The sequence below is a fragment of the Candidatus Streptomyces philanthi genome, from assembly GCF_059553635.1.
On sequence record NZ_JCANQV010000088.1, the window covers coordinates 1 to 21,908 of the forward strand.

22 protein-coding genes are annotated in these 21,908 nt (G+C 74.3%); 6 read left to right on the forward strand and 16 right to left on the reverse strand.

Going from position 1 to position 21,908, the window contains the following annotated elements; all coding sequences use genetic code 11:
* Positions 1-667 (reverse strand): acyl-CoA dehydrogenase family protein (locus AC51EU_RS13155; RefSeq protein ID WP_496267057.1); only part of this gene is annotated, 667 nt, incomplete at its 3' end.
* 167 nt (positions 668-834) lie between these two features.
* Between AC51EU_RS13155 and AC51EU_RS13160 the strand changes: the two genes are divergently transcribed.
* Positions 835-2,040, forward strand: coding sequence for a thiolase C-terminal domain-containing protein (locus tag AC51EU_RS13160; protein ID WP_496267058.1), 1,206 nt, complete (start codon positions 835-837; stop codon positions 2,038-2,040).
* A gap of 130 nt (positions 2,041-2,170) precedes the next feature.
* Here AC51EU_RS13160 and AC51EU_RS13165 read toward each other — a convergent pair whose 3' ends face one another.
* A complete protein-coding gene (locus AC51EU_RS13165) occupies positions 2,171-3,355 on the reverse strand; it encodes a macrolide family glycosyltransferase (protein ID WP_496267059.1) in 1,185 nt (394 codons plus the stop codon).
* Between the two features lie 616 nt (positions 3,356-3,971).
* Between AC51EU_RS13165 and AC51EU_RS13170 the strand changes: the two genes are divergently transcribed.
* On the forward strand, positions 3,972-4,685 hold the full coding sequence (locus AC51EU_RS13170) for a pyridoxine/pyridoxamine 5'-phosphate oxidase (RefSeq protein WP_496267060.1): 714 nt from the start codon (positions 3,972-3,974) through the stop codon (positions 4,683-4,685).
* Between the two features lie 72 nt (positions 4,686-4,757).
* On the opposite strand, the gene AC51EU_RS13175 is transcribed toward AC51EU_RS13170, so the two are convergent.
* The 3 genes from AC51EU_RS13175 to AC51EU_RS13185 are packed head-to-tail and all read right to left on the reverse strand — an operon-like array spanning position 4,758 to position 6,257.
* Positions 4,758-5,258: a GNAT family N-acetyltransferase gene (locus AC51EU_RS13175; RefSeq protein ID WP_496267078.1), complete on the reverse strand. Its 501-nt coding sequence runs from the start codon at positions 5,256-5,258 to the stop codon at positions 4,758-4,760.
* 58 nt (positions 5,259-5,316) lie between these two features.
* Positions 5,317-5,808 carry a Zn-ribbon domain-containing OB-fold protein gene (locus tag AC51EU_RS13180; RefSeq protein WP_496267061.1) on the reverse strand — a complete coding sequence of 164 codons (492 nt, stop codon included), beginning with the start codon at positions 5,806-5,808 and terminating at the stop codon, positions 5,317-5,319.
* On the reverse strand, positions 5,805-6,257 hold the full coding sequence (locus AC51EU_RS13185; RefSeq protein ID WP_496267062.1) for a DoxX family protein: 453 nt from the start codon (positions 6,255-6,257) through the stop codon (positions 5,805-5,807). The genes AC51EU_RS13180 and AC51EU_RS13185 overlap by 4 nt, the downstream gene beginning before the upstream one ends.
* A 283-nt stretch (positions 6,258-6,540) precedes the next feature.
* On the opposite strand from AC51EU_RS13185, the gene AC51EU_RS13190 reads away from it, so the two are divergent.
* Positions 6,541-8,793: an acetate--CoA ligase family protein gene (locus AC51EU_RS13190; protein WP_496267063.1), complete on the forward strand. Its 2,253-nt coding sequence runs from the start codon at positions 6,541-6,543 to the stop codon at positions 8,791-8,793.
* Between the two features lie 70 nt (positions 8,794-8,863).
* Positions 8,864-9,721: an enoyl-CoA hydratase/isomerase family protein gene (locus AC51EU_RS13195; RefSeq protein WP_496267064.1), complete on the forward strand. Its 858-nt coding sequence runs from the start codon at positions 8,864-8,866 to the stop codon at positions 9,719-9,721.
* 10 nt (positions 9,722-9,731) lie between these two features.
* Here AC51EU_RS13195 and AC51EU_RS13200 read toward each other — a convergent pair whose 3' ends face one another.
* The 3 genes from AC51EU_RS13200 to AC51EU_RS13210 all read right to left on the reverse strand — a co-directional run bounded on the left by AC51EU_RS13200 (position 9,732) and on the right by AC51EU_RS13210 (position 11,451).
* Positions 9,732-10,145: a hypothetical protein gene (locus tag AC51EU_RS13200; protein WP_496267065.1), complete on the reverse strand. Its 414-nt coding sequence runs from the start codon at positions 10,143-10,145 to the stop codon at positions 9,732-9,734.
* Between the two features lie 95 nt (positions 10,146-10,240).
* Positions 10,241-10,936, reverse strand: a complete 696-nt coding sequence (locus AC51EU_RS13205) for a hypothetical protein (RefSeq protein WP_496267066.1) — start codon at positions 10,934-10,936, stop codon at positions 10,241-10,243.
* Positions 10,933-11,451, reverse strand: a complete 519-nt coding sequence (locus AC51EU_RS13210) for an RNA polymerase sigma factor (RefSeq protein ID WP_496267067.1) — start codon at positions 11,449-11,451, stop codon at positions 10,933-10,935. The genes AC51EU_RS13205 and AC51EU_RS13210 overlap by 4 nt, the downstream gene beginning before the upstream one ends.
* Before the next feature lie 237 nt (positions 11,452-11,688).
* On the opposite strand from AC51EU_RS13210, the gene AC51EU_RS13215 reads away from it, so the two are divergent.
* A complete protein-coding gene (locus AC51EU_RS13215) occupies positions 11,689-12,330 on the forward strand; it encodes a flavin reductase family protein (protein ID WP_496267068.1) in 642 nt (213 codons plus the stop codon).
* A gap of 4 nt (positions 12,331-12,334) precedes the next feature.
* Here AC51EU_RS13215 and AC51EU_RS13220 read toward each other — a convergent pair whose 3' ends face one another.
* Genes AC51EU_RS13220 through AC51EU_RS13230 form a run of 3 tightly spaced genes read right to left on the reverse strand, consistent with a single transcriptional unit; the run spans position 12,335 to position 15,552 of the window.
* Positions 12,335-13,402 (reverse strand): alcohol dehydrogenase catalytic domain-containing protein, encoded by a 1,068-nt coding sequence (locus tag AC51EU_RS13220; protein WP_496267069.1) that lies wholly within the window; start codon positions 13,400-13,402, stop codon positions 12,335-12,337.
* Positions 13,402-14,586: an acyl-CoA dehydrogenase family protein gene (locus AC51EU_RS13225; RefSeq protein ID WP_496267070.1), complete on the reverse strand. Its 1,185-nt coding sequence runs from the start codon at positions 14,584-14,586 to the stop codon at positions 13,402-13,404. Before AC51EU_RS13225 ends, AC51EU_RS13220 begins: the two co-directional genes overlap by 1 nt.
* A gap of 36 nt (positions 14,587-14,622) precedes the next feature.
* On the reverse strand, positions 14,623-15,552 hold the full coding sequence (locus AC51EU_RS13230; protein WP_496267071.1) for an SDR family NAD(P)-dependent oxidoreductase: 930 nt from the start codon (positions 15,550-15,552) through the stop codon (positions 14,623-14,625).
* A gap of 115 nt (positions 15,553-15,667) precedes the next feature.
* On the opposite strand from AC51EU_RS13230, the gene AC51EU_RS13235 reads away from it, so the two are divergent.
* Positions 15,668-16,594 carry a cyclase family protein gene (locus AC51EU_RS13235; protein ID WP_496267072.1) on the forward strand — a complete coding sequence of 309 codons (927 nt, stop codon included), beginning with the start codon at positions 15,668-15,670 and terminating at the stop codon, positions 16,592-16,594.
* A gap of 381 nt (positions 16,595-16,975) precedes the next feature.
* Here the strand turns inward: AC51EU_RS13235 and AC51EU_RS13240 are convergent, their stop codons facing one another.
* The 5 genes from AC51EU_RS13240 to AC51EU_RS13260 form a co-directional block, all read right to left on the reverse strand.
* Entirely contained in the window at positions 16,976-17,443 is a 468-nt protein-coding gene (locus AC51EU_RS13240) for an ATP-binding protein (protein WP_496267073.1), read from the reverse strand.
* 464 nt (positions 17,444-17,907) lie between these two features.
* Positions 17,908-18,879 (reverse strand): acyl-CoA dehydrogenase family protein, encoded by a 972-nt coding sequence (locus tag AC51EU_RS13245; RefSeq protein WP_496267074.1) that lies wholly within the window; start codon positions 18,877-18,879, stop codon positions 17,908-17,910.
* Positions 18,880-18,885: 6 nt separating this feature from the next.
* On the reverse strand, positions 18,886-20,040 hold the full coding sequence (locus AC51EU_RS13250; RefSeq protein ID WP_496267075.1) for an acyl-CoA dehydrogenase family protein: 1,155 nt from the start codon (positions 20,038-20,040) through the stop codon (positions 18,886-18,888).
* The gene (locus AC51EU_RS13255; RefSeq protein ID WP_496267076.1) at positions 20,040-21,272 is read right to left on the reverse strand and encodes an amidohydrolase family protein; all 1,233 of its coding nucleotides are present in this window, start codon (positions 21,270-21,272) and stop codon (positions 20,040-20,042) included. Before AC51EU_RS13255 ends, AC51EU_RS13250 begins: the two co-directional genes overlap by 1 nt.
* Positions 21,273-21,421: 149 nt before the next feature.
* Positions 21,422-21,908: serine/threonine kinase C-terminal domain-containing protein (locus tag AC51EU_RS13260; protein ID WP_496267077.1), on the reverse strand; the 487-nt coding region annotated here is incomplete at its 5' end.

Sequence of the window (21,908 nt, forward strand, 5' to 3'; positions counted from 1 at the left end):
GCGGCCGGGTCTCGTCCATCACGGTCTGCCGGACGCGCCGCAGCCCGCGGGCGTCGCCCCGGACGACGAACAGCCGGACGCCGGAACGGGCGAAGCCCCCGGTGTGCGCGGCGACGACCAGGACCTGGGCCGTGTGCCCGTCCAGGACCTGCCCGGCCTCCCCGTACAGCCGCCACTCCCCCGGCGTCCGGGTGCGCCGCGCCTGGACGCCGCCGGAGCGTCCGCCGCCCGCCCAGTCGCCGTCGGCGGGCCCGGCGAGGCCCAGGGCGGTGGCGAGGGTGCCGTCCGGTACGGCGAGGGCGGCGGTCAGGTCCCCGGTGGCGAGGGCGGGCAGCAGGGCGGTGCGCTGCCGGTCGTCGCCGAGCGCGAGGACCAGGGGCGCGGCGAGTACGGCGGTGGCGAGCAGTGGGGACGGCAGCAGGGCGCGGCCGGTCTCCTCGCAGGCCAGGGCGAGTTCGGTGGGGCCGCAGCCCGCGCCGCCGTACGCGGTGGGCAGGGCGAGGCCGGGCAGTCCGAGCTCTCCGGCGAGCCTGCGCCACAACGCCTCGTCGTGGCCGGACGGGGTGCCCGCGGCCGCCCTGACCTCCTCGGGGCCGCAGTGTGTGCGCAGCAGATCGCGCAGGGTGCGGCGGATCGCCTGCTGTTCCTCGGTGAACGCGGTATCCATCGGCGGGCTCCTCCCGGCCGTACGGCACGACAACGCCCTCGGCTGCGGCCGCCCCCGTGGGGGAGCCACGCCGTAATTGACGGACCGTCATATTAGGGAGCGGGGGGCGACATTCCCAGCCCCGGACCCCTGCCTCAGGGACGCAGAACTGATGTACCGTCAGATTCATGACAGCAGGCACCCGCCGTGCGCCCCGCACGGCCGCTCGCGGGAACCGCCGGGTCGCCGTCGCCGGGATCGCCCTGTCCGACTGCGGCCGGGTGGACGACGCCACCCCCTACGCCCTGCACGCCCAGGCCGCCCGCCGGGCCCTCGCCGACGCCGGCCTCGACCGCTCGGCCGTCGACGGCTTCGCCTCGGCGGGTCTGGGCACCCTCGCCCCCGTCGAGGTCGCCGACTACCTCGGCCTGCGCCCCACCTGGGTCGACTCGACCTCGGTCGGCGGCGCCACCTGGGAGGTGATGGCCGCGCACGCCGCCGACGCCATCGCCGCCGGGCACGCCGACGCCGTCCTCCTGGTCTACGGCTCCACCGCCCGCGCCGACCTCAAGGCCCGCCGCCGTACCGCCAACCTCTCCTTCGGCTCCCGCGGCCCCCTCCAGTACGAGGTCCCCTACGGGCACACCCTCGTCGCCAAGTACGCCATGGCCGCCCGCCGCCACATGCACCGCTACGGCACCACACTGGAACAACTGGCCCAGGTCGCCGTGCAGGCCCGCGCCAACGCCGCGACCAACCCGGACGCCCTGTACCGCACCCCGCTCACCGTCGACGACGTGCTGTCCGGGCCGCTGATCGCCGACCCGTTCACCAAGCTGCACTGCTGCGTACGCTCCGACGGCGGCTGCGCCGTCCTGCTGGTCGCCGGGGACCGCGCGGCCGATCTCGCCAAGCCGCCGGTGTGGGTCCTCGGGTCCGGCACCGCCGTCTCGCACGCCTCCATGGGCCAGTGGGACGACTTCACCGTCTCCCCCGCCGCCGTCTCCGGCCGTCTGGCCTTCGCACGTGCCGGCGTACGTCCCTCCGAGATCGACCTCGCCCAGCTCTACGACGCGTTCACGTACATGACCCTGGTGACGCTGGAGGACCTGGGGTTCTGTGCGAAGGGTGAGGGCGGCGCGTTCATCGGGACGGACCGGCTGCTGCGCGACGGCGCACTCCCCGTGAACACCGACGGCGGCGGCCTCTCCGCCTGCCACCCCGGCATGCGCGGCCTGTTCCTGCTGGTCGAGGCGGTACGCCAACTCCGCGGCGAGGCCGGCCCCGACCGCCAGGTCCACCGCCCCGACGGCCGTCTGCCCCAACTCGCCGTCGCTTCCGGGACCGGCGGGTGGTTCTGCTCCTCGGGGACGGTGGTGCTGGGGAGGGAGTGACGGGGCAGCGGGCAGCGGGCAGCGCTGACGCCGGGGCCGGGCCGGCGTGACGGCGGCACCGGCCCGGCGGCGCGGCGATGCCGGGGGGGCGAGCGCGCATCCGTCGCCCCCGGCACCCCGCCCCCTCACCTCACTCCCGGCGCGCCAGCCGCTCCTCGATCAGGTCGACGGCACGGGCGGTACCGCCCTCGGCGCGGGTCTCGGCACGGAGCGCCGCGGAGCGGGCCGCGACCTCCGGGTCGCCGACGAGCTCCAGGAGCGCCGTGCGCAGCGCCGTCGCCGTCGCGTCCGCGGTGTCGATCCGGCGGGCCACCCCGAGGGAGACCAACTGGTCGGCGTTGAAGAACTGCTCGGCCCCCTGCGGTACGGCGATCATCGGCACGCCCGCGGCCAGCCCCTCGGCGCTGCTGCCCATCCCGGCGTGGGTGACGAACGCGTCGGCCTGTTCGAGGATCGCCACCTGCGGCACCCAGGACCGCACCTCGACGTTCGCCGGGATCTCGCCCAGCTCCGCCGGGTCGACGTACTTGCCTATCTGGAGCACCACATGCCACCCCGGCAGCCCGCCGAAGGCCGCCACACACTGCCGGTAGAACTCCGGCTGCCGGGTGAACGCCGACCCCAGCGAGACCAGCAGCACCCGCTCGGCACCGGCCGGCCGCGCCCAACCGCCCTGGTCCGCCCGGTCGCCCGAGCAGGGGCCCACGAAGGTGACGGCCTCGGTGTCGACGCGGTCGCCGCACGGCTGCATGGCGCGCGGGATCATCGCCAGCACCCGGCGCGGCCGCCCGGCGAACGTGTCCATGTCCGTGGTGACGGCCCCGCACTCCGCCAGCCACTCGGTGAACCGCGCCCGGTACGCGTCGGCCCCCGGCAGTCCGTCGAAACTCATCGCCTCCTCGGCCCCGTCCCAGGCCACGAAGGTCGGTGAGAGCTGGACGACGTCCCGCCCCTGCGCCTCGGCGAGCGCGCGGGCCGCGTACGCGCCGACGTCGTAGAGGTAGAGGTCGGCGGGATCGTCGTCGTACACCGCACGCAACTGCGGCAGCACCCGCACGGCGTCGTCGAGGAACAGTGACGCGGCGGCCACCGGGTCGTCCGGCCAGACGTTGTCGGCCACGGGGAGGATCGAGGTGCAGGGGACGTGTGTGGCGCCCGTGGAGGCGATCAGCTCGGCCACGTGATCGGTGTTGGCGTAGGTGACACGGTGGCCACGGGCCACCAGTTCCCGGATGATCGCCAGGCTGGGCAGCACATGGCTGACCGCCGGAATGCCGATCATGGCGATATGGGCAGGTCGAATACGCGCAGACATGCGACGTCCTTCACTTCAGAACCGCTACGGAAAAAGAAAACGCGAGACACCGGGCGTCACTGGCGCGCACCAACCGAAGCCGTTCGCACACCGGACCGGACATACCCGGATACGGACAGGGCCCAACGGCCCTCGACGGCGTCAGCCGTAGATCTGAAGGAAGCTGCTCATGCCGGGGAGCGTAGTGCTGAAGTGGCCTGAGGGACAAAGGGTTTTCATGGGGCGGGAAGGGCGAGTGCATCGGGTAGCCGCTCACGGCGGAACCGGTGACGCCTCCCCGGCGGTGCCCGCCGCCTGACGCCTCGCCGCCCGCCGCCGTCGCGCCGCGGCGGGCTTCCCGTCCCCGCACGGTCGGCCGGTCGGCCGGTCGGCCACGGAGCGGCATGCGGTGGTCGCGGCCCCGGAGGTCCCCGCGTCCGACGGACGTCACCCCCGCGAGGACGCCGCTGCCTTGACGATGGCCACCCCGATCCCGGGAGACACTCCCGTTCCCGGCGGACCGGGGGTGACAGCGGGCCGCACCGCCCCGCCCCCTGCGGCGTGAGCGGGAACCGGCCGTGAACTGCCCTCCACCGTCTTCGCGCCGGCCCGCTCGGCGGCCCGTACGCTGCCCGGTATGACCGATCACTCCGCGTCCGGTGGGCGGGACGCCTGCCCGGACGGGTCCGATGCCGATAGCCGTGCGTTCCGTGAGGTGTTGCGGGGGCTGCGGGTCTGGGACCACGAGTTGCCGTCGTTCGATCCGGCGCGTGCGCCCGGCGCGCCGCTGCCGCTGTTCCGGCAGTGGCTGCGGGAGGCGGCGGAGGCGGGTCAGCCGGAGCCGCACACCATGTCGCTCGCCACGGCCGGCGCCTCCGGCGACCCGTCCGTACGGACCGTGATGCTGCACGACGCCGACGAGCGTGGCTGGCACTTCGCCTCGCACCGCGGCAGCCGCAAGGGACGCGAACTGGCCGCCCGCCCCCGGGCCGCGCTCGGCTTCTACTGGCCGGCGGTGGGGCGCCAGGTGCGGGTCCGGGGCACGGTGTCCGTGGCCGGCCCCGAGGAGAGCGCGGCCGATCTGCACCGCCGCTCGCCGGGCGCGCTGGCGGCCGCGCTGGTCGGCCGGCAGAGCGAGGCGCTCGGTTCGCTGGACGAACTGGCGCACGCCTCGGAGGCCGCCTGGCAGCGCGCCCGGCGCGAACCGGACGCGCCCGTCCCGAGCTGGACCCTGTACCTCCTGGACGCCGACGAGGTCGAGTTCTTCCAGGGCGACGCCCGACGACGCCACGTACGTCTCGTCTACCGCAGGGGCGCAGAGGGGTGGACGCGCGGACTGCTGTGGCCGTGAGCGGGGCGGGATGCGCCGGTACGGGCGCGGGCGCGGCGGGTTGGGCCGCGGGCCGCTCCCGTGCCCCCCGGCTCACAGCACCCGGTACATGATGTGCAGGCCGACGTATCCCCGGGTGGGGTGGTGGAAGCCCTCCGGGAGGGTGGTCATGATCGCGAAGCCGAGGGATTTCCAGAGGGCGACGGCGCGGGTGTTGGTCTCGACGACGGCGTTGAACTGCATGGCGCGGTAGCCCTCGGTGCGGGCCCAGAGCAGGGCGTGTTCGCCGAGTGCCCGGCCGATGCCCTCGCCGTTGTGCCGGGGGTCGACCATGAAGCTCGCGGTCGCGATGTGCGAGGCGGCGCCCCTGTGGTTCGGTTGCATCTTGGCCGTACCCAGCACCGTTCCCCGCTCGTCGGTGGCGACGACCGTACGGCCGGGCCGGGACAGCATCCACAGGTCCCTGGCGTCCTGTTCACCGAGGTCACGCGGAAGGGTGTAGGTCTTGCCGGCCTCGACGATGGTGCGCAGGATCGGCCAGACGGCCGGCCAGTCGGCCGGGGTGGCCTCACGGATCAGCACGGGTGTCTTCAACACGGCCACAGCATCCCGTGTCCGCCCCGCCCCCACCACCGATTGAGCACCACTGGCCTCACCCCCGCCCCACGTCCGGCACCGGCCGGAACACCGGCACCACCACGCCACTCCCGGCCCCGTCCGCTTCCCCGTCCCTGTCCCCGTCCCCGTCCCCGTCCCCGTCCAGCGGGCGGAAGTGCACCGCGAGGGGCATCCCGATGCGCAGATCGGCCTCCGGGCAGTCGGTGACGACGGTCATCATCCGGGGGCCCTCGGCGAGTTCGACGACCGCCGCGATGTACGGGGTGCGGGCGGCGAAGGGCGGGAGGTCGTTGCGGTGGACGACGGACCAGGTGTAGAGGGTGGCGCGGCCGGTGGCCTGCTCCCAGACGACGTCGTCGCTCCAGCAGCGCGGGCAGCATTCGCGCGGGTAGTGGTGGGCGGCGCCGCATTCCTCGGCGCGGCAGCGGCGCAGCAGCAGCCGCCCCTCGGCCGCCGCCTCCCAGTAGGCGCGGCTGAAGGCGTCGGTCTCGGGCAGGTCGTAGCGCACTCCCGTGCCGTCCGTCACGAGAACACCCCCAGTACGGCGTCGAGCGACCAGGTCTGCCAGGCGGCGGCGCACAGCGCGACCAGGGAGATCAGCGCCATCATCGCGTTCTGCCCCTGCTCGGCCCAGTCATGGATCATCAGGGCGAGGTAGAGCAGATTGAGCACCAGGCCGCCGACGAGGGCGAGCGGGGTGAGGAGGCCCAGGACGAGGCCGAGGCCGAGGGCCAGTTCGGCATGGACCACGACATGGGCGATCACCTTGGGGCGTGGCCGTACGACCAGGTCGAAGCCGCGGCGCACCGCGCGCCAGCGGTGCTTGTCCGCCACGTCGGCCGCCCAGGCGATGCCGGTCCCCCGGGCGAGCCAGCCCTTCTTGTCCTTGTGCCGCCAGCTCTCCAGCCACCACAGGCCGAGGCCGATGCGGAGCACGGCCAGCCACTCGGCCCCGCCGAGCCAGATCGTCTGCATCCCGTGCGGCCTCCCCTGACGCGTCGCCCCGCGCGGGCCGGATGCCCGGTTTTTCTGACGCTCCATCAGTTCTACGGGATGACAGTTCAGCGGACGCCGTTCGAACGCGCAAGGGGTGCGCCACGGGCGGGACGCGCCGGATCGCGCCCCTCGGAAGTTTTACCCCGCAGGACCGTTCCTGACATGCCGTCAGTTCAGTAACCTGGCCGCATCCGGAACCTGACGTCACGTCAGCCAGTCTTCGCGCGAACCGAGAGCCGTCACACGGAAGCAGGCGTCTGCGATGCTTGGATCGACTCACGGCAGCCTCACCACGCACTCCCGCCCGGCCCGTGTCGTGGCCTGCTCGGAGCGGCCACCGCACACCATCCATGAAACGGCCGATCCGCAGGGCGACGACGGGCCGTACGACGGGGGCGCGGACCTGGACGTCAGCGGCCGGCCGCTGCGCGCGCCCGTGCCGGACCTGGACCTCTTCTTCCGGCCCGGTTCGGTGGCCGTCATCGGCGCTTCCGACGGCGAGGGGCGCCCGCAGACCGGCGTCACCCGGCAGCTGATCGGCTGGGCCGAGCGGGTCGGCGCGCGGCTCCACCCCGTCAATCCGCGCCGTGACCGCGTCTTCGGGCTGCCCTGCCACGCCCGGGTCGCGGACCTGCCGGAGCCGGTCGACCTGGCCGTCCTGCTCGTCGGCGACCCCGTCCCCGTCATCGGGCAACTGGCGGACGCCGGAGTGAAGTTCGCGGTGGTCTTCGCCTCCGGGTTCGCCGAGACGGGCGAGCGGGGCGCGGCCGCGCAGGAACGGCTCGCCGAGGCCGTCGCACGCTCCGGCCTGCGGCTGCTCGGCCCCAACACCAACCTCAACGCGTTCGAGACGTTCCGCGACGACCTCGAAGGGCCCGCCATCGCCCTGGTCACCCAGTCGGGCCACCAGGGCCGCCCGGTCTTCGCCCTCCAGGAACTCGGCATCCGCCTCTCCCACTGGGCCCCGACCGGCAACGAGGCCGACCTGGAGGCCGCCGACTTCCTCGCGTACTTCACCTCCCGTCCCGAGGTCGGGGTGATCGCCGCGTACCTGGAGGGGCTCAAGGACGGCCGCGGCTTCCTGCTGGCCGCCGACCGCGCGGCCCGCAAAGGGGTGCCGGTCGTCGCGGTGAAGGTGGGCCGCACCGAGGCCGGGGCCCGCACGGCCGCCTCGCACACCGGCAAGCTCACCGGCGCGGACGGGGTGGTGGACGCGGCGCTGCGGCAGTACGGCGTGATCCGGGTGGACGGGCTCGACGAGTTGCAGGACACCGCGGCGCTGCTGGCGCGCGCCAGGCGGCCGGTCGCCGAGGGCGTCGCCGTCTATGCGATCTCCGGGGGCACCGGGGCGCACTTCGCGGACCTGGCCACCGCGGCGGGTCTTTCCCTGCCCGTCCTCGGGGAGGCCAAGCAGGCCGAGCTGCACCGGTGGATACCCGGGCATCTCTCGGTCGCCAACCCCGTCGACAACGGCGGGCACCCGGTCGGCGACCACCGCGGCCGGAAGATCATCGACGCGATCCTCGCCGACCCGGCCGTCGGTGTCCTGGTCTGCCCGATCACCGGGCCGTTCCCCCCGATGAGCGACAAGCTGGCGCGGGACCTGGTGGACGCGGCGGAGCAGTCGGACAAGCTGGTGTGCGTGGTGTGGGGCTCGCCCGTCGGCACCGAGGACGCCTACCGCTCCACCCTGCTCGGCTCGTCCCGGGTGGTGACGTTCCGCACCTTCGGCAACTGCGTCACGGCCGTCCGCGCCCTCCTCGACCACCAGCGCTTCACCGCCGGCTACCGCTCCCCCTTCGACGACGCCCCGCGTACGCCCTCGCCGTCCGCCCGCAAGGCGCGGGCCCTGACGCGACCCGGGGCGCGGCTGAGCGAGCACGCGGCGAAGCAACTGCTGCGCGCCTACGGCATCCGGGTGCCGCGTGAGCAACTGGTGACCAGCGCGGCCGCGGCCGTACGGGCGGCGGGTCTGGTGGGTTATCCCGTGGTGATGAAGGCGTCCGCGCCGCAGTTGGCCCACAAGACGGAGCTGGGGCTCGTCAAGATCGGGCTGACTTCGGCGAGCCAGGTGCGGGACGCCTACCGGGAGCTGACCGACATCGCCCGCTACGAGGAGCTGACGCTGGACGGGGTGCTGGTCTGCCAGATGATCGAGCGGGGCGTCGAGACCGTCGTCGGCATCACCCGGGACGCCGTCTTCGGGCCCACGGTGACCGTGGGGCTCGGCGGGGTGCTCGTCGAGGTGCTGCGGGACACGGCGGTCGGGGTGCCGCCCTTCGGGGAGGAGCGGGTGCGGGCGATGCTCGGCGAGCTGCGCGGCCGCGCCCTCCTGGACGGCGTCCGGGGCGCACCGCCCGCGGACACCGACGCGCTGGTCGAGGTCGTCCTGCGGGCGCAGCGCATGGCGCTCGAACTGGACGGGGAGCTGGCGGAGCTGGAGATCAATCCGCTGGTCGTCCTGCCGCGGGGGCAGGGCGCCGTGGCGCTCGACGCGCTCGCCGTCTGCCGCTGACCCGCCGCCCCTCCGCGGCCCGTGCCGCGTCCGTGACCACCACGACCACACCCTTCGGAGCCGCACTTCCATGACGTCCTCCCCCGTTCCGTCCGCCTCCCCGGCCGGTCCCGGCGACCGGTCCGCCGAAGCGGCCGGTTCCTTGGTAGCGCACACCACTGACAACGGCGCGCTGTGGCTGACCCTCAATCGCCCCGACGCCCTCAACGCCCTCACTCCTGACCAGCGCGAATCCCTGATCCGGCGGTTCGCGGACGCCTCCGCGGACCCCGGGGTGCGGGTGGTGGTGCTGACCGCGGCCGGCAAGGGGTTCTGTGCCGGCGCCGATCTGCGCGCCGGTACGGCGGGGGCGGCGGAGGAGCGGGTGGCGGGGGATGTGGCGCGGTTGATCCGCGGGGGCGCGCAGCGGCTGATCGCCGCCGTGCTGGACTGCGAGAAGCCGGTGATCGCGGCGGTGAACGGGGTCGCGGCCGGGTTGGGGGCGCATCTCGCGTTCGCGTGCGATCTGGTGCTGGCCGGGGAATCGGCGCGGTTCACCGAGGTGTTCGCGCGGCGGGGCATCGTGCCGGACGGCGGGGGCGCTTATCTGCTGCCGCGGCTGGTGGGGCCACAGCGCGCCAAGGAACTGCTGTTCTTCGGTGACACGGTCCCGGCGGCGGAGGCGGAGCGGCTGGGGCTGGTCAACCGGGTGGTTCCGGACGAGGAGTTGTCTCAGACGGCCGGGGCGTGGGCGGGGCGGCTGGCGGCGGGTCCGACCCGCGCTCTCGCGCTGATCAAGCAGCTGGTCAACGCCTCGTTGGACGACGGAAGGGGCGCGGCCTTCGCCGCCGAGGCCGCCGCCCAGGAGATCGCGATGACGACGGAGGACGCCCGGGAGGGCATCGCGGCGTTCCGCGCTCGCCGCCGTCCGGTCTACCGGGGGCGGTGAGCCGTACCGTTCACGCCCCGCAGAGGGGGATCGCGGGCCTCCCCGTGGTGGGGTACTCCAGGTCGTGGCCGGGGACGTAGCCGCGGCGTCCGCCGTGGTCGACGAAGACCCACCAGGGGTTGCCGCCGACGGTGCGGCCGCGGCGGCGGCAGACCGCCTCGACGAGGTCGCCCGGCCGCAGGCGCCCGGCGCTGACCGGGCAGCTGTCGGGGGACGGGACGTCGTCGCAGGCGGTGAAGCGGCGGGGGTTGTCGCGGATGTCGGCCTCCGTGCGCGCGGTCAGCGAGGGCCGGGGGCCGGCCGGTGGGCCGGACGTCCGGTCGCTCTCGGCGGGTCCCGCGGTGGCGGCGCCGGCCGCCCCCAGGAAGCCGGCCGCCAGAATCCCGGCTCCGAGCGCGCCGCTGAACATGGCCCGTACCTGCATCACTCAGCTCCCCTGCTTTCCGTGTAGTGGGCATCGATCTCCCTCGACACGAACGGTTCGTCCGTTCCGTACGACACGATTCCCAGTGATACGCGTCACATGTCCCGTCGGGTGCAGACGGGGACCTCGCGGGTGTTGCGCGTGCGCACCCCGGGCAGCCAGCCCCGCAGGCCGTCCCGGGTGGTGACCAGGTACCAGCGGGCGGAGGTGATGCCCTGTTCGTCGCGGACCAGCACGCCGTCGGTGACGACGCAGTGCGCGTCCAGCCGGTCGCCGTGCCAGACCCGGCCCGCGGAGTTGTCCCCCGCCGCGTAACGACGGTAGGGGTCCTTGGCGAGGCGCAGTGCGCACTCCAGGGTGCGGATCGCGCGGCAGCCGGCCTCGGTGTTGTGGACGGTGATCGGTACGGTCGCCGACGGGGCGGCGGGGACGGGCCGCGCTCCCCCGGGCCGCACCAGCCACCAGGTGCCCAGCGCCACCGCCGCCACCGCGGCGGCGACCACGAGGGCGGTCGCGACGGGTCTGCGGCGCCGCAGCCGGACGGCCACGGGCACCGGGGCGGGGCGGGGCTCCTTGACGCGCTCCCACAAACCGGGGGGCACCGTGATCCGTTCGTCGGCCCGTCGCAGCAGCGTCGCGATGTCGTCCCCGCCGCCCCCGGAGCCTTTCGGGCCCCCTCCGCCGGGGGCACCCGTCCCGCCGCCGGAGCCCGTGGCGGACGCCTCGCCAGGACCGTCCCCGGCATCGCCCGCGTCGCCGTACCGCCAGCCCGCGCCCACCGTGCCGGTCACCTCCCCGCCCGCCCGCACTCCGATTCAACGAGGTGCGCTCGGAGCTTGTCCAGGGCGCGGGCCCGGTGGCGGGCGGCGGTACCGCGGTGCACGTTCATGATCTGCGCGGCCTGGTCGAGGGTGTACCCGTCGAGGTCGACGAGGATGACGATGCCGGCCTGGCGGCGCGAGAGGGTGCCGAGCATCCGCACGGCCTCCATCTCGGCGTGGCGCCGGTCCACGCCGCCGTCCCAGGTCCCGCGCCCGGCACCGTCCCCGGCGGTCTCCTCCAGCGACTCGACCGGCACCTGGCGGCCCTCCTTGCGGTGGGCGTCGCGGGCGATGTTGAGCACCGTGGTGAACGCGTAGGCGTACGGCTCGGGATGCGCGAGGAAGCGCTGGGGTCGTGCGGCGAGCTTGAGGTATGCCTCGTGCACCACGTCCTCCGCGGACTGTCGCGAACCGGCCAGCATCACCGCTCGCCGGTAGAGCCGCGGCAACAACCCGCAGAAGACCTCGTCGAACGTCGCTGGCACGCGGGACGAGGGTGACGACGGCGTCGCATCGGCCATGTACCGGAACTCCCCGTTGTTCGGCTACGGGCGCGGCCGGGTCGGTTGCCACCCGTACGGGCGGAAGCCAACCAGAGTCGCGGCACCGGGTGGGCCCGAATCACCCCCACTTCACCCCTCGCCCTCCGCCAAACCACCCTTGCGGGTAAACCCGCATCCCCGCCTTACGTCGTCTTCACATCTGACGATCCATCAGATTCAATGAGGGGCATGATGGGACATGCGGGCATGGCGGCCGCGGCCGTCCGCTATCTGCGCTCCGTCGGCGCACCGACCACAGCGGCCTCACCGGCCCCGGCGAGCACGCCCCGGCCCGCGCTGCGCGCCGTACGCGACGGTGAACGCGCCCCGGTGGCACCGGAGATGTTCCGTTCCGTCCTCGGGCACTTCGCCAGCGGCGTCACCGTCGTCACCGCGCCGGGCGGGACGGACGGGGCGGGGCCGGCCGGGTTCGCCTGCCAGTCCTTCGCCTCGCTCTCCCTCGACCCGCCGCTGGTGGTCTTCATGGTGGGCCGCGCCTCGGCCACCTGGCCGCGGATCGCCCGCGCCGGTGTCTTCTGCGTCAACGTCCTGGGCGCCGGGCAGGGCGCGCTGTGCCGGGCGTTCGCGGTGAGCGGCGCCGACAAGTTCGCCGGGGTGCGGCACACCCCGGCGCCCGCGACCGGCTCACCCCGGCTCGCGGACGTCCCCGCCTGGATCGACTGCGTCATCGAGGCGGTGCACACCGGGGGCGACCATCTCCTCGTCGTCGGCCGGGTCGCCGCCCTCGGCACCGACCCGGGCGCCGCGGCGGCCGGCCCGCTCCTCTTCCACCGGGGCGCGTTCGGCCGCCTCGCCGAGTGAGCCGTCAGAACGTGAGTACCGCCCGGGCCACGCGTCCGTGGCGCGCGTCGTCCGCCGCGGCGGCGAAGTCCTCCACCGGGTACACCGCGGTGACCAGCTCGTCCAGGAGCAGCCTGCCCTCCTTGTGGAGCCGCGCGTAGAGGGCGATGTCCCGTTGGGGCCGCGCGGACCCGTAGCGGCAGCCGAGGATCGCCTTGTCCAGGTAGAGCGAGGTGACCACGAAGGACGCCTCGGCGCCGGCCGGGGGGACGCCGAGGAGGACCGCCTGCCCGTGCCGGTCCAGCATCTCGACGGCCTGCCGGATCAGCCGCGTACTGCCCACGCACTCGAAGACGTGGTCGGCGCCGGTCGGCAGGATCTCCCGGACCGCCCGGACGGTGTCCGGCAGGGCCGTCGCGTCGATGAAGTGGGTGGCGCCGAAGCGGCGGGCCGCCGCCTCCTTGGCGGGGTCGGTGTCGACCGCGACGATCACCAGGGCGCCCGCGATCCGTGCCCCCTGCACCACGTTCAGGCCGACCCCGCCCGTCCCGATGACCACGACCGTGTCGCCGTGGCCGGCCCGCGCGCGGTTGAGGACGGCGCCCACACCCGTCACCACGCCACAGCCGAGCAGCGCCGCCGAGGTCATCGGGACGTCCGCGTCGATCCGTACCGCCTGGACGGCCTTGACGACGGTGCGTTCGGCGAAGGCGGAGTTCGCCGCGAACTGGTGGAGCGCGGTGCCGCGGCGGCGGAAGGGGGTGCCGGGCATGCCGATCGCCGTGCGGCACATCGTCGGCCGGCCGCGGTCGCACTCGGCGCAGGTCCCGCAGTTCGCCAGCGTCGACAGCGCGACGGGGTCGCCGGGCGCGACATGCCCCACCCCGGGGCCGACGGCCTCGACGACGCCCGCACCCTCGTGGCCGAGGACCACGGGCACCGGGAACGGGATCGTCCCGTCGATCACCGAGAGGTCGCTGTGGCACAGTCCGGCCGCCCGGATGCCGACCAGGACCTCGCCCGGTCCCGGGTCCCGCACCTCCAGGTCGTCGACCACACAGGGCTCCGCACCGTCGAACACCACGCCTCGCATCAGGGCTCTCCCCGGGGTAGGCCGAGCACCCGCCCGGCGATGATCTCGCGCTGGATCTCGTCCGTGCCGCCGTAGAGGGTGTCGGCGCGGCTGAAGAGGAACATCCGCTGCATCGCGTCGAGCGCGTACGGCGCGGTGGCGGTCCAGTCGGCGGGGCCGAGGGCGGCGGACGCCCCCCGGACCCGCATCGCCAGTTCACCGAGGCGCTGGTGCCAGCCGCCCCACAGCAGCTTGGCCGCGCTCGGGGCGCCGGGGTCGTCCTCGGAGCCGAGGGTCCGCAGGGCGTTCCAGCGCATCACCCGTAACTCGGCCCACTGCCGTACGAGCTGGTCACGGAGGACGGGGTCGTCGGCGGCGCCGTTCGCGACCGCCTCGGCGACGACGGCGGCGAGTTCGCGGGCGAAGCCGATCTGCTGGACGAGGGTCGACACCCCGCGCTCCCGTGCCAGCAGTCCCATGGCGACCCGCCAGCCGTTGCCCTCCCCGCCGACCACATGGGCCGCGGAGGTCACGGCGCCGTCGAAGAACACCTCGTTGAACTCGGCCGTCCCCGTCATCTGCCGTATCGGCCGTACCTCGATCCGTCCCGGCTGGTCCATCGGCACCAGCAGAAACGACAGCCCCCGGTGCCTCCGCCGCTCCGGGTCCGTACGCGCGAGGACGAAGCACCAGTCGGCCTCCCGGGCCAGCGACGTCCACACCTTCTGGCCGCTGATCCGGTACGAGGCGCCGTCGCGCACCGCGGTGGTGCGCACCGCCGCGAGGTCCGACCCGGCCCCGGGCTCGCTGTACCCCTGGCACCACAGCTCCTCGCCCCGGGCGACGGGCGGCAGGAACCGTTCGCGCTGCGGCTCGTCGCCGTGCGCGAGCAGGGTGGGGGCCAGCAGGTTCTCCCCGATGTGCCCGACCCGGGCCGGCGCCCCGGCCCGCGCGTACTCCTCCGCCCACACCACCTGCTGCGTCAGCGTCGCCACGCGGTTGCCGTACGAGCGGTCCCAGCCCAGACCGATCCAGCCGCCCGCACCCAACTCCCGCTCCCAGGCGCGGCGTTCCGGCGCGTCCACGTGCTCGCTCCCGGGTCCGCCGCCGCCCGCCCCGGCGTACGCGCCGACGGCGTGCGCCGTGAGCCAGGCGCGGGCCTGTGCCCGGAACGCCTCGTCCGCCGCGTCGAAGCCGAATTCCACGGTCCGCCTCCTCCCTCGGCCGGATGACCTGGGGTGCTACGCGTTGGGCCGTTCCCCGCGTGCCGCCGCCGCGGCGCCCGCGGCCACCCGTGCGAGCAGGGGCATCGGGTCGACGCCGACCTCGGACGGCAGTACCTCGGCGACCTTCTCCGGTGTCCACACGGGGCCGCCGTCCCCGCCGCCCTCGGCGTACACGGAGCGCAGTTCGGCGGGCTGCGCCCATACCGCGATCTTCGGCCCGGCGACCGTGTAGACCTGTCCGGTGATCTTCTCCTCGCGGGCGCGGTCGCTGAGGAGGTAGACGACGAGGGCGGCGACGTCCTCCGGCTCGCCGATCTCCGCCAGTTCGACGGGCACGTTGGCCGACATCCGGGTCCGGGCGACGGGGGCCACCGCGTTGGCGGTCACCCCGTACTTGTGCAGGCCGAGCGCGGCGCTGCGGACGAGGGAGATGACGCCGCCCTTGGCGGCGGAGTAGTTGGCCTGCGCGACACTGCCCTGGTGGTTGCCGCTGGTGAAGCCGATGAGGGTGCCGCCGCGTTGTGCGCGCATCGCTGCGGCGGCGGCCCGGAAGACGGTGAAGGTGCCCTTGAGGTGGGTGGCGACGACGGGGTCCCACTCCTCCTCGGACATGTTGAACAGCATCCGTTCACGCAGGATGCCGGCGACGCAGACGACGCCGTCGACGCGTCCGTAGCGGGTGAGCGCGGTGTCGACGACGCGTTGTCCGCCGGCCATGGTCGACACGTCGTCGGCGACCGCGACGGCCTCGCCGCCCGCGTCCTCGATCTCCCGCACCACGGCGGCGGCGACCTCGCTGACCGGGCGGGCGCCGTCGATCTCCACCCCGTAGTCGTTGACGACCACCCGTGCGCCGTGGGCGGCGCAGGCGAGGGCCACGGCCCGGCCGATGCCGCGGCCCGCGCCGGTGACGGCGATCACCTTGCCGGCCAAGAAGTTCCCCATGGCGTGATCCCTCCCGCAGTTTCTGACGGACCGTTAGATTTTTGACCGGACGGGGGCCGAACACAACCCCCGGCACACCACACCCGTACGCGACCTTGGCCCCGAGGAGCCCGTCATGCCCCTGCCGCAGGAGTTCCACGCCCTCGCCCGCCGGGTGAACAACTGGGGCCGCTGGGGCGAGGACGACGCACTCGGCACCCTCAACCTGATCACCGGCGAGGTGGTCCGCGCGGCCGCCGCCGCCGTCCGCACCGGGCGCCGCGTCCCGCTCGCCCTCCCCCTGCGGCAGGACGGCGTCCAGACCGGGGCCATCGCGGGCCGCGTCAACCCGCTGCACACCATGACGGCCGTCAACCGGGAACTCTTCGGCCCCGGCACCGTCGCCACCAGCGACGACGTGGTCACCATGGGGCTCCAGGCCGCCACCCACTGGGACGCCCTGGCCCACGTCTCCCACTCGGGGCGCCTCTACAACGGCCGCCCCGCCACCACCATCACCGCACACGACGGCGCCGCCTGCCTCGGCATCGACCGGGCCGCCCCCGTCGTCTCCCGGGGCGTCCTGCTGGACGTGGCGCGTGCCCTGGGCAGCGAGCGGCTGCCGGGCGGGTACGCCGTCACGCCCGACGACCTGGAGGCCGCCGAGGAGCTGGCGCGGACCCGGGTCGGGCCGGGCGATGTCGTCCTCGTACGGACCGGGCAGATGCGGCTGTATCTGGCGGGCGAGCGGGAGGCGTACGCGTTCCCGTCGCCGGGGCTCTCGGTGCGCACCCCGGAGTGGTTCCGGGCGCGGGACGTGGCGGCGGTGGCGAACGACACCCTGACGTTCGAGGTGTTCCCGCCGGAGATCGAGGGGCTGTGGCTGCCGGTGCACGCGCTGCACCTGGTGGAGATGGGGATGCTCCAGGGGCAGAACTGGGACCTGGAGGAGCTGTCGGCGGCCTGCGCGGAGGCGGGGCACGGCACGTTCCTGCTGTCGGCGGTGGCGGAGCCGTTCGTCGGCGGTACCGGGGCGCCGGTCGCGCCCGTCGCGGTGCTGTGAGGGGCGAGCGGGCCGGGCGGGCGCGGTCCACTCCCCGCCCCCGCCCGGCCGGATGACGGCGCGCCCGTGCGCGCCCCGAGCGCGGCACCGCGGACCGCCACCCGGCTCCGGGCCGCGATCCGCTCTCGTCGAGGCCCTGGACCGGTTGCCCGGCTCCCCCCACGGCCTCGCCCACCCCAGCGGATCGCCCCACCCCAGGGTGATCAACATCCGACGCTACGTCAACACCTGGTCTGGACTAATTCCGCTTTTCGCGGCAGGCGATACCGCCGTCCGCCGCGATGATCGCTACGGGAGGCACCTGGCAGCCGCCCTCCGGCACCGGCGGCGACCCCTGCGCGTGACGCCCGGACCGCCCCGCGGGGCCCGGCCTCCACGCCGTCAGACCTGGTGCGTCACCGCGCACGAGGAGGAGTACGCGCCCGGCCCGCCCGCCGACGGGACGGGGCGCCCGCTGTCCACCTCGCACCAGATGCGCTTGCCCGCGCCCTCCGGCTGCCAGCCCCAGCGGTCGGCCAGCCCGTCCACCAGCTCCAGGCCGCGGCCGTGGGTGTCCTCGCCGTCCGCGTGCCGGGGCCGCGGCGGCCGGGCGCTGGCGTCCGCCACCTCGACCCGTACGGTGCCGACCACCGCGCCCGTGCCGGTGAAGGACATCCGCAGCCGGGCGGACGTGCCCGTGTGCACCACGGCGTTGGTCACCAGCTCGGAGACGATCAGGATCAAGGTCTCCGCGAGCGGATCGTCGACACCTATCCCGGAACCGGTCAGCCGCGCACGGGCCCACCGCCGCGCCCTGCCCACTTCCGCGGGGTCGGGCCGTACGTCCAACTGCACCTGAAGCACCTGCACCGCTCACACCATCCGAACCGGCGGAAACTTCGCCTTGCGCCTCCACGAAGTCACGGTGCGTGACTTCGTTGGACCCCAGCATGGTTGACGTTCCGTCACCTCAACAAGCGCTTCGGGCATATTCCAGCGCAAGGGAGTAGGCGTGCTGCATACTGTGCGACGCACTTCGCGGGGAGTCGAACAGGCGGGGATCTCCGCGCGCAGGCCCCGGCGAACGGTGTGCCGTACGCACCCCGGGGCCGCCCCACGGACGGCATCGCGCCCCTCGCGCCACAGGACCACTCGCATCTCAGCGAGGGTACCGGAGCGGAACGTCGACTCCTGTTTGTGACGGGCCCCTGTTGATGCCGACGCTCCGTGACCGCTTGCGGGAACAGAATCCGATATTTCGCGCAGGAGCGGCACGAGGCCGACATCGGCCGGACAATGTCCTGACATCGACACGGCGCGATGGTCACGGAGCGCTACGACCGGACGGCTCCCAGCCCCCCGGCCAGCAGCTCCTCCGCGTCCCTCGCGGTCCGCCACCGCCCGGCCCGCCACCACGCCCGCTTGAGGTGCAGATGGACCTCTGCCTCCCAGGTGAAACCCATGCCGCCCTGCACCTGGAGGCAGTCCCGGGCGTTGCGCACCGCCGCCTCGTCCGCCAGCAGTTTCGCCCCGGCGACCTCGTACGGATCGCCCGTAACGGCCGCCGCGTAGACGGCACTCCGGGCGAGTTCGGCCCGTACCAGCATCCCGGCGCACAGATGCTTCACCGCCTGGAACGCGCCGATCGGCACGCCGAACTGCTCGCGCACCCGGGCGTGCGCCACCGCCGCCTCCACCGTACAAAACGCGCTGCCCAGCTGCTGCGCCGCCGTGAGCAGCGCGGCCTCGCGGCGCAACCGGTCGGCGTCCGGCCCCTGCCACGGCATCCCCGTCACGGCCCCGGGGGCGACGGAGGCGAGGGGCGTGAGCGGGTCGACGGAGGAGATCGGGGTGCGTGGTACCCGCCCGGCCGCGCTTCGGTACGCCTGGCCCGCGCGCCCCCGCGCCCCCTGGTCCAGCACGATCAACTCGTCGCAGTCGTCCGGGTGTTCCCACAGCACCGCACCGTCCACGGCCTCCCCCAGCGCCGCGATCCGCTCGCCCTGGGCGACCCCGTCCACCGCGTCGGCCAGCAGCAGGCAGTCCGCCACCGGGCCCGGCAGCAGCGCCCGGCCGGTCTCCTCCAGGACCAGCACCGCCTCCACGAGTCCGAGGCCCGCGCCGCCGTCCGCCTCCGGGAGCCGCAGCGCGAAGAACCCGGCCGCGCCCAGCTCCCGCCACAGCGCCCGCTCCAGCGCCGGCGCGTCCACCGCCCGGCGCAGCCGCTCCCGGTCGAAGCGCCCGGCGAGCAGCGCCCGCGCCCCGTCCCGCACCGCGCGCTGCGTCTCGTCCGGCCGGAAGTCCATGCCCGTTCACCGTCCCTTCGGCAGGCCGAGGACGCGCTCGGCGAGGAGGGTGCGCTGGATCTGCGAGGTCCCGGCGGCGATGGTGTACGCGAGGGAGGAGAGCCGGTCGGTGGTCCAGGGGTGGTCGGCGTCCAGCGCCCCGGGGCCCAGTACCTCGGCCGCCGCGTCGTACAGCTCCTGCCGGGCGTGCGAGTAGGCCAGCTTGACGACCGAACCACCGGCCCCCGGCACCCCGCCCGTCCGTCCCGCCGCGCTGACGTTCCACTGGGTCAGCCGCCACAGCGCGGTGAACTCCGCGGCGAGCCTGCCGAGCCGGCGGCGCAGCACCGTGTCGTCCCAGCGGCCGTTCGCCCGCGCGGTGCGGGCCAGTTCGTCCAGCACCCGGCGGCAGCCGGCGATCTCGCCGGCGAAGGCCGTGCCGCGCTCGAAGGACAGCGTCACCATCGTCACCCGCCAGCCGTCGTTCTCCGCCCCGACGCGGTGGCCGACCGGCACCGGCACCTCGTCGAGGAAGACCTCGGCGAACTCGTACGACCCGGCGAGGGTGCGCAGCGGACGTACGGTGATGCCGGGGGCGTCCATCGGCAGGGCGAGCCAGCTGATGCCGCGGTGGCGGGGCGCGGCCGGGTCGGTGCGCACCAGCAGTTCGCACCAGTCGGCGACCTGGGCGTGCGAGGTCCAGATCTTGCTGCCGCTGACGAGGTAGGTGTCGCCCTCGCGGCGGGCACGGGTGCGCAGCGCGGCGAGGTCCGAGCCGGCGTCGGGTTCGCTGAAGCCCTGGCACCAGATCTCGTCGCCGCGCAGGATCGGCGGCAGCCAGCGGGCGCGCTGCGCGGGGGTGCCCTCGGCGGCGAGGGTGGGGCCGGCGTGCAGCAGTCCGACGAAGTTCGCGCCGACGTAGGGCGCCCCGGCCCGTTCGGTCTCCTCCAGGAAGATCAGGTGGCGGGCGGGCGCGGCGCCCTGCCCGCCGGCCTCGCGGGGCCAGTGCAGCCCGGCGTACCCGGCGTCGTGGAGCATCCGCTGCCAGGTGGTGTCGTAGGCGCGGCGGGCGGGCCAGTCGTGGGCCGGGGGCGCGGCGGGGAGGGCGGGCAGGGCGCGGGCGAGCCAGTGGCGCAGGCCGCGGCGGAACTCGCGTTCCTCGTCGGTGTCGGCGAGGTCCATCAACGGGCCCGCGGGGCGTCGTCGAGGTCGAGGCCGAGCATGCGGATGGCGTTGCCGCGCATCAGCTTGTGGACGGTCTCGTCGTCGAGGCCGCGGACGTGGTCGAGGGCGACCTCCTTGGTGTGCGGCCAGGTGGAGTCGACGTGCGGGTAGTCGGTCTCGAAGGTGGCGTTGCCGGTGCCGACGCGCTCGATCGCCTCGATGCCGTGCTTGTCGCGGAAGAAGCAGCAGAAGATCTGCCGGTAGTAGTACGTGGACGGGGGTTCGGGGACGAGGTCGCGGACGCCGCCCCAGGCGCGGTGCTCCTCCCAGACGTCGTCCATCCGTTCCAGGGCGTACGGAATCCAGCCCATCTGCCCCTCGGAGTAGGCGAGTTTCAGCCGGGGGAAGCGCACCAGGACGCCGCTGAAGAGGAAGTCCGCCATCGACGCCATCGCGTTGTTGAAGCTGAGCGACGCCTGGACGGCGGGGGGCGCGTCGGGCGACGCGGCGGGCATCTGCGACGACGAGCCGATGTGCATGTTGACGACCGTGCCGGTCTCCTCGCAGGCCGCGAAGAACGGGTCCCAGTGGCCGGAGTGGATCGACGGCAGTCCCAGGTAGGTGGGGATCTCGCTGAAGGTCACGGCCCGCACGCCGCGGGCCGCGTTCCGCCGGACCTCCGCCACGGCGAGGCCGACGTCCCACAGCGGGATCAGGCACAGCGGGATCAGCCGTCCCCCGCTGTCCCCGCACCACTCCTGGACCATCCAGTCGTTGTAGGCCCGTACGCAGGCCAGGGCGAGGTCCTTGTCGCGGGCCTCGGCGAAGGTCTGGCCGCAGAAGCGGGGGAACGTCGGGAAGCACAGGGACGCCTCGACGTGGTTGAGGTCCATGTCGGCCAGCCGGGCCGCGGGGTCCCAGCAGCCGCGCCGCATCTGGTCGCGGGTGATGCCCTCCAGCGTCATCTCGTCGCGGGAGAAGCCGACGGCGGCGATGACGCGCTTGTACGGGAAGATCTCGCCCTCGTACTCCCACCAGTCCGTGGGCTGGCCCTCGGGGTCGGTGGTGAAGCGGTATCTGCCGCCGACGTACTCCAGCTCGCCGATGCCGGCGGTGAACGGCCTCGGGCCGCGGTCGCGGTAGCGGCGCGGGAGCCAGGTGGAGAAGAGGTGCGCCGGCTCGATGACGTGGTCGTCCACGCTGACGATCCGCGGCAGCTCCGTCCGGTCCGTCCGTCCCGTGTGGTCCATCCGGTTCCCCTCACACCCGCACGATCTGATGCACCGTCAGATATGAGCGTAGTCCCGGGCGCGCGGGGCCGACAAGGAGCGTGCGGGCGGCCCGGGGCACGAAAAAAGCGGGGGCCGGCGCACCCGCCCCCGCCCGTGTGCCGGACCCGTCAGCCCGGCCGGTAGGCGCTCACCGCCTGCTCGTAGACGCGGTCCACCTCGGCACGGTCGCCGGACGGGCCGACGGCCTGGAGAACGTGGTAGCGGCCCTCGCGGACCATCGCGAGATTGCGGACGTAGACGGCGCGGCCGCTGCGGTCCTTCCAGCTGAAGGCGCCCTCCGCCATCGCGGTGCGCCCGACGTCCGTGCGGCGCAGCCCGGAGGCGGAGGACCACTCGGCGTCCCGGTAGGCCGCCAGCTCCGGCTCCTTGCGCTGCTGGTACGCCATCGGGTCGGCGCCGTAGCGCGCCGTGGCGTCCCGCCCGGGGACGATCACCAGCTCCGTGCCGCCGCCGCTGTAGCGCACCTGGTCGCGGTCGTTGACGCCACGCCGCTGCCAGCCCTCGCGGACCCCGACCTCGAAGCCCCGCGGGTCGGTACGCACCACGAAGCCGGGCGCCAGGTCGGCGGGCGCGGTGCTCTGCGTACGACGGGCG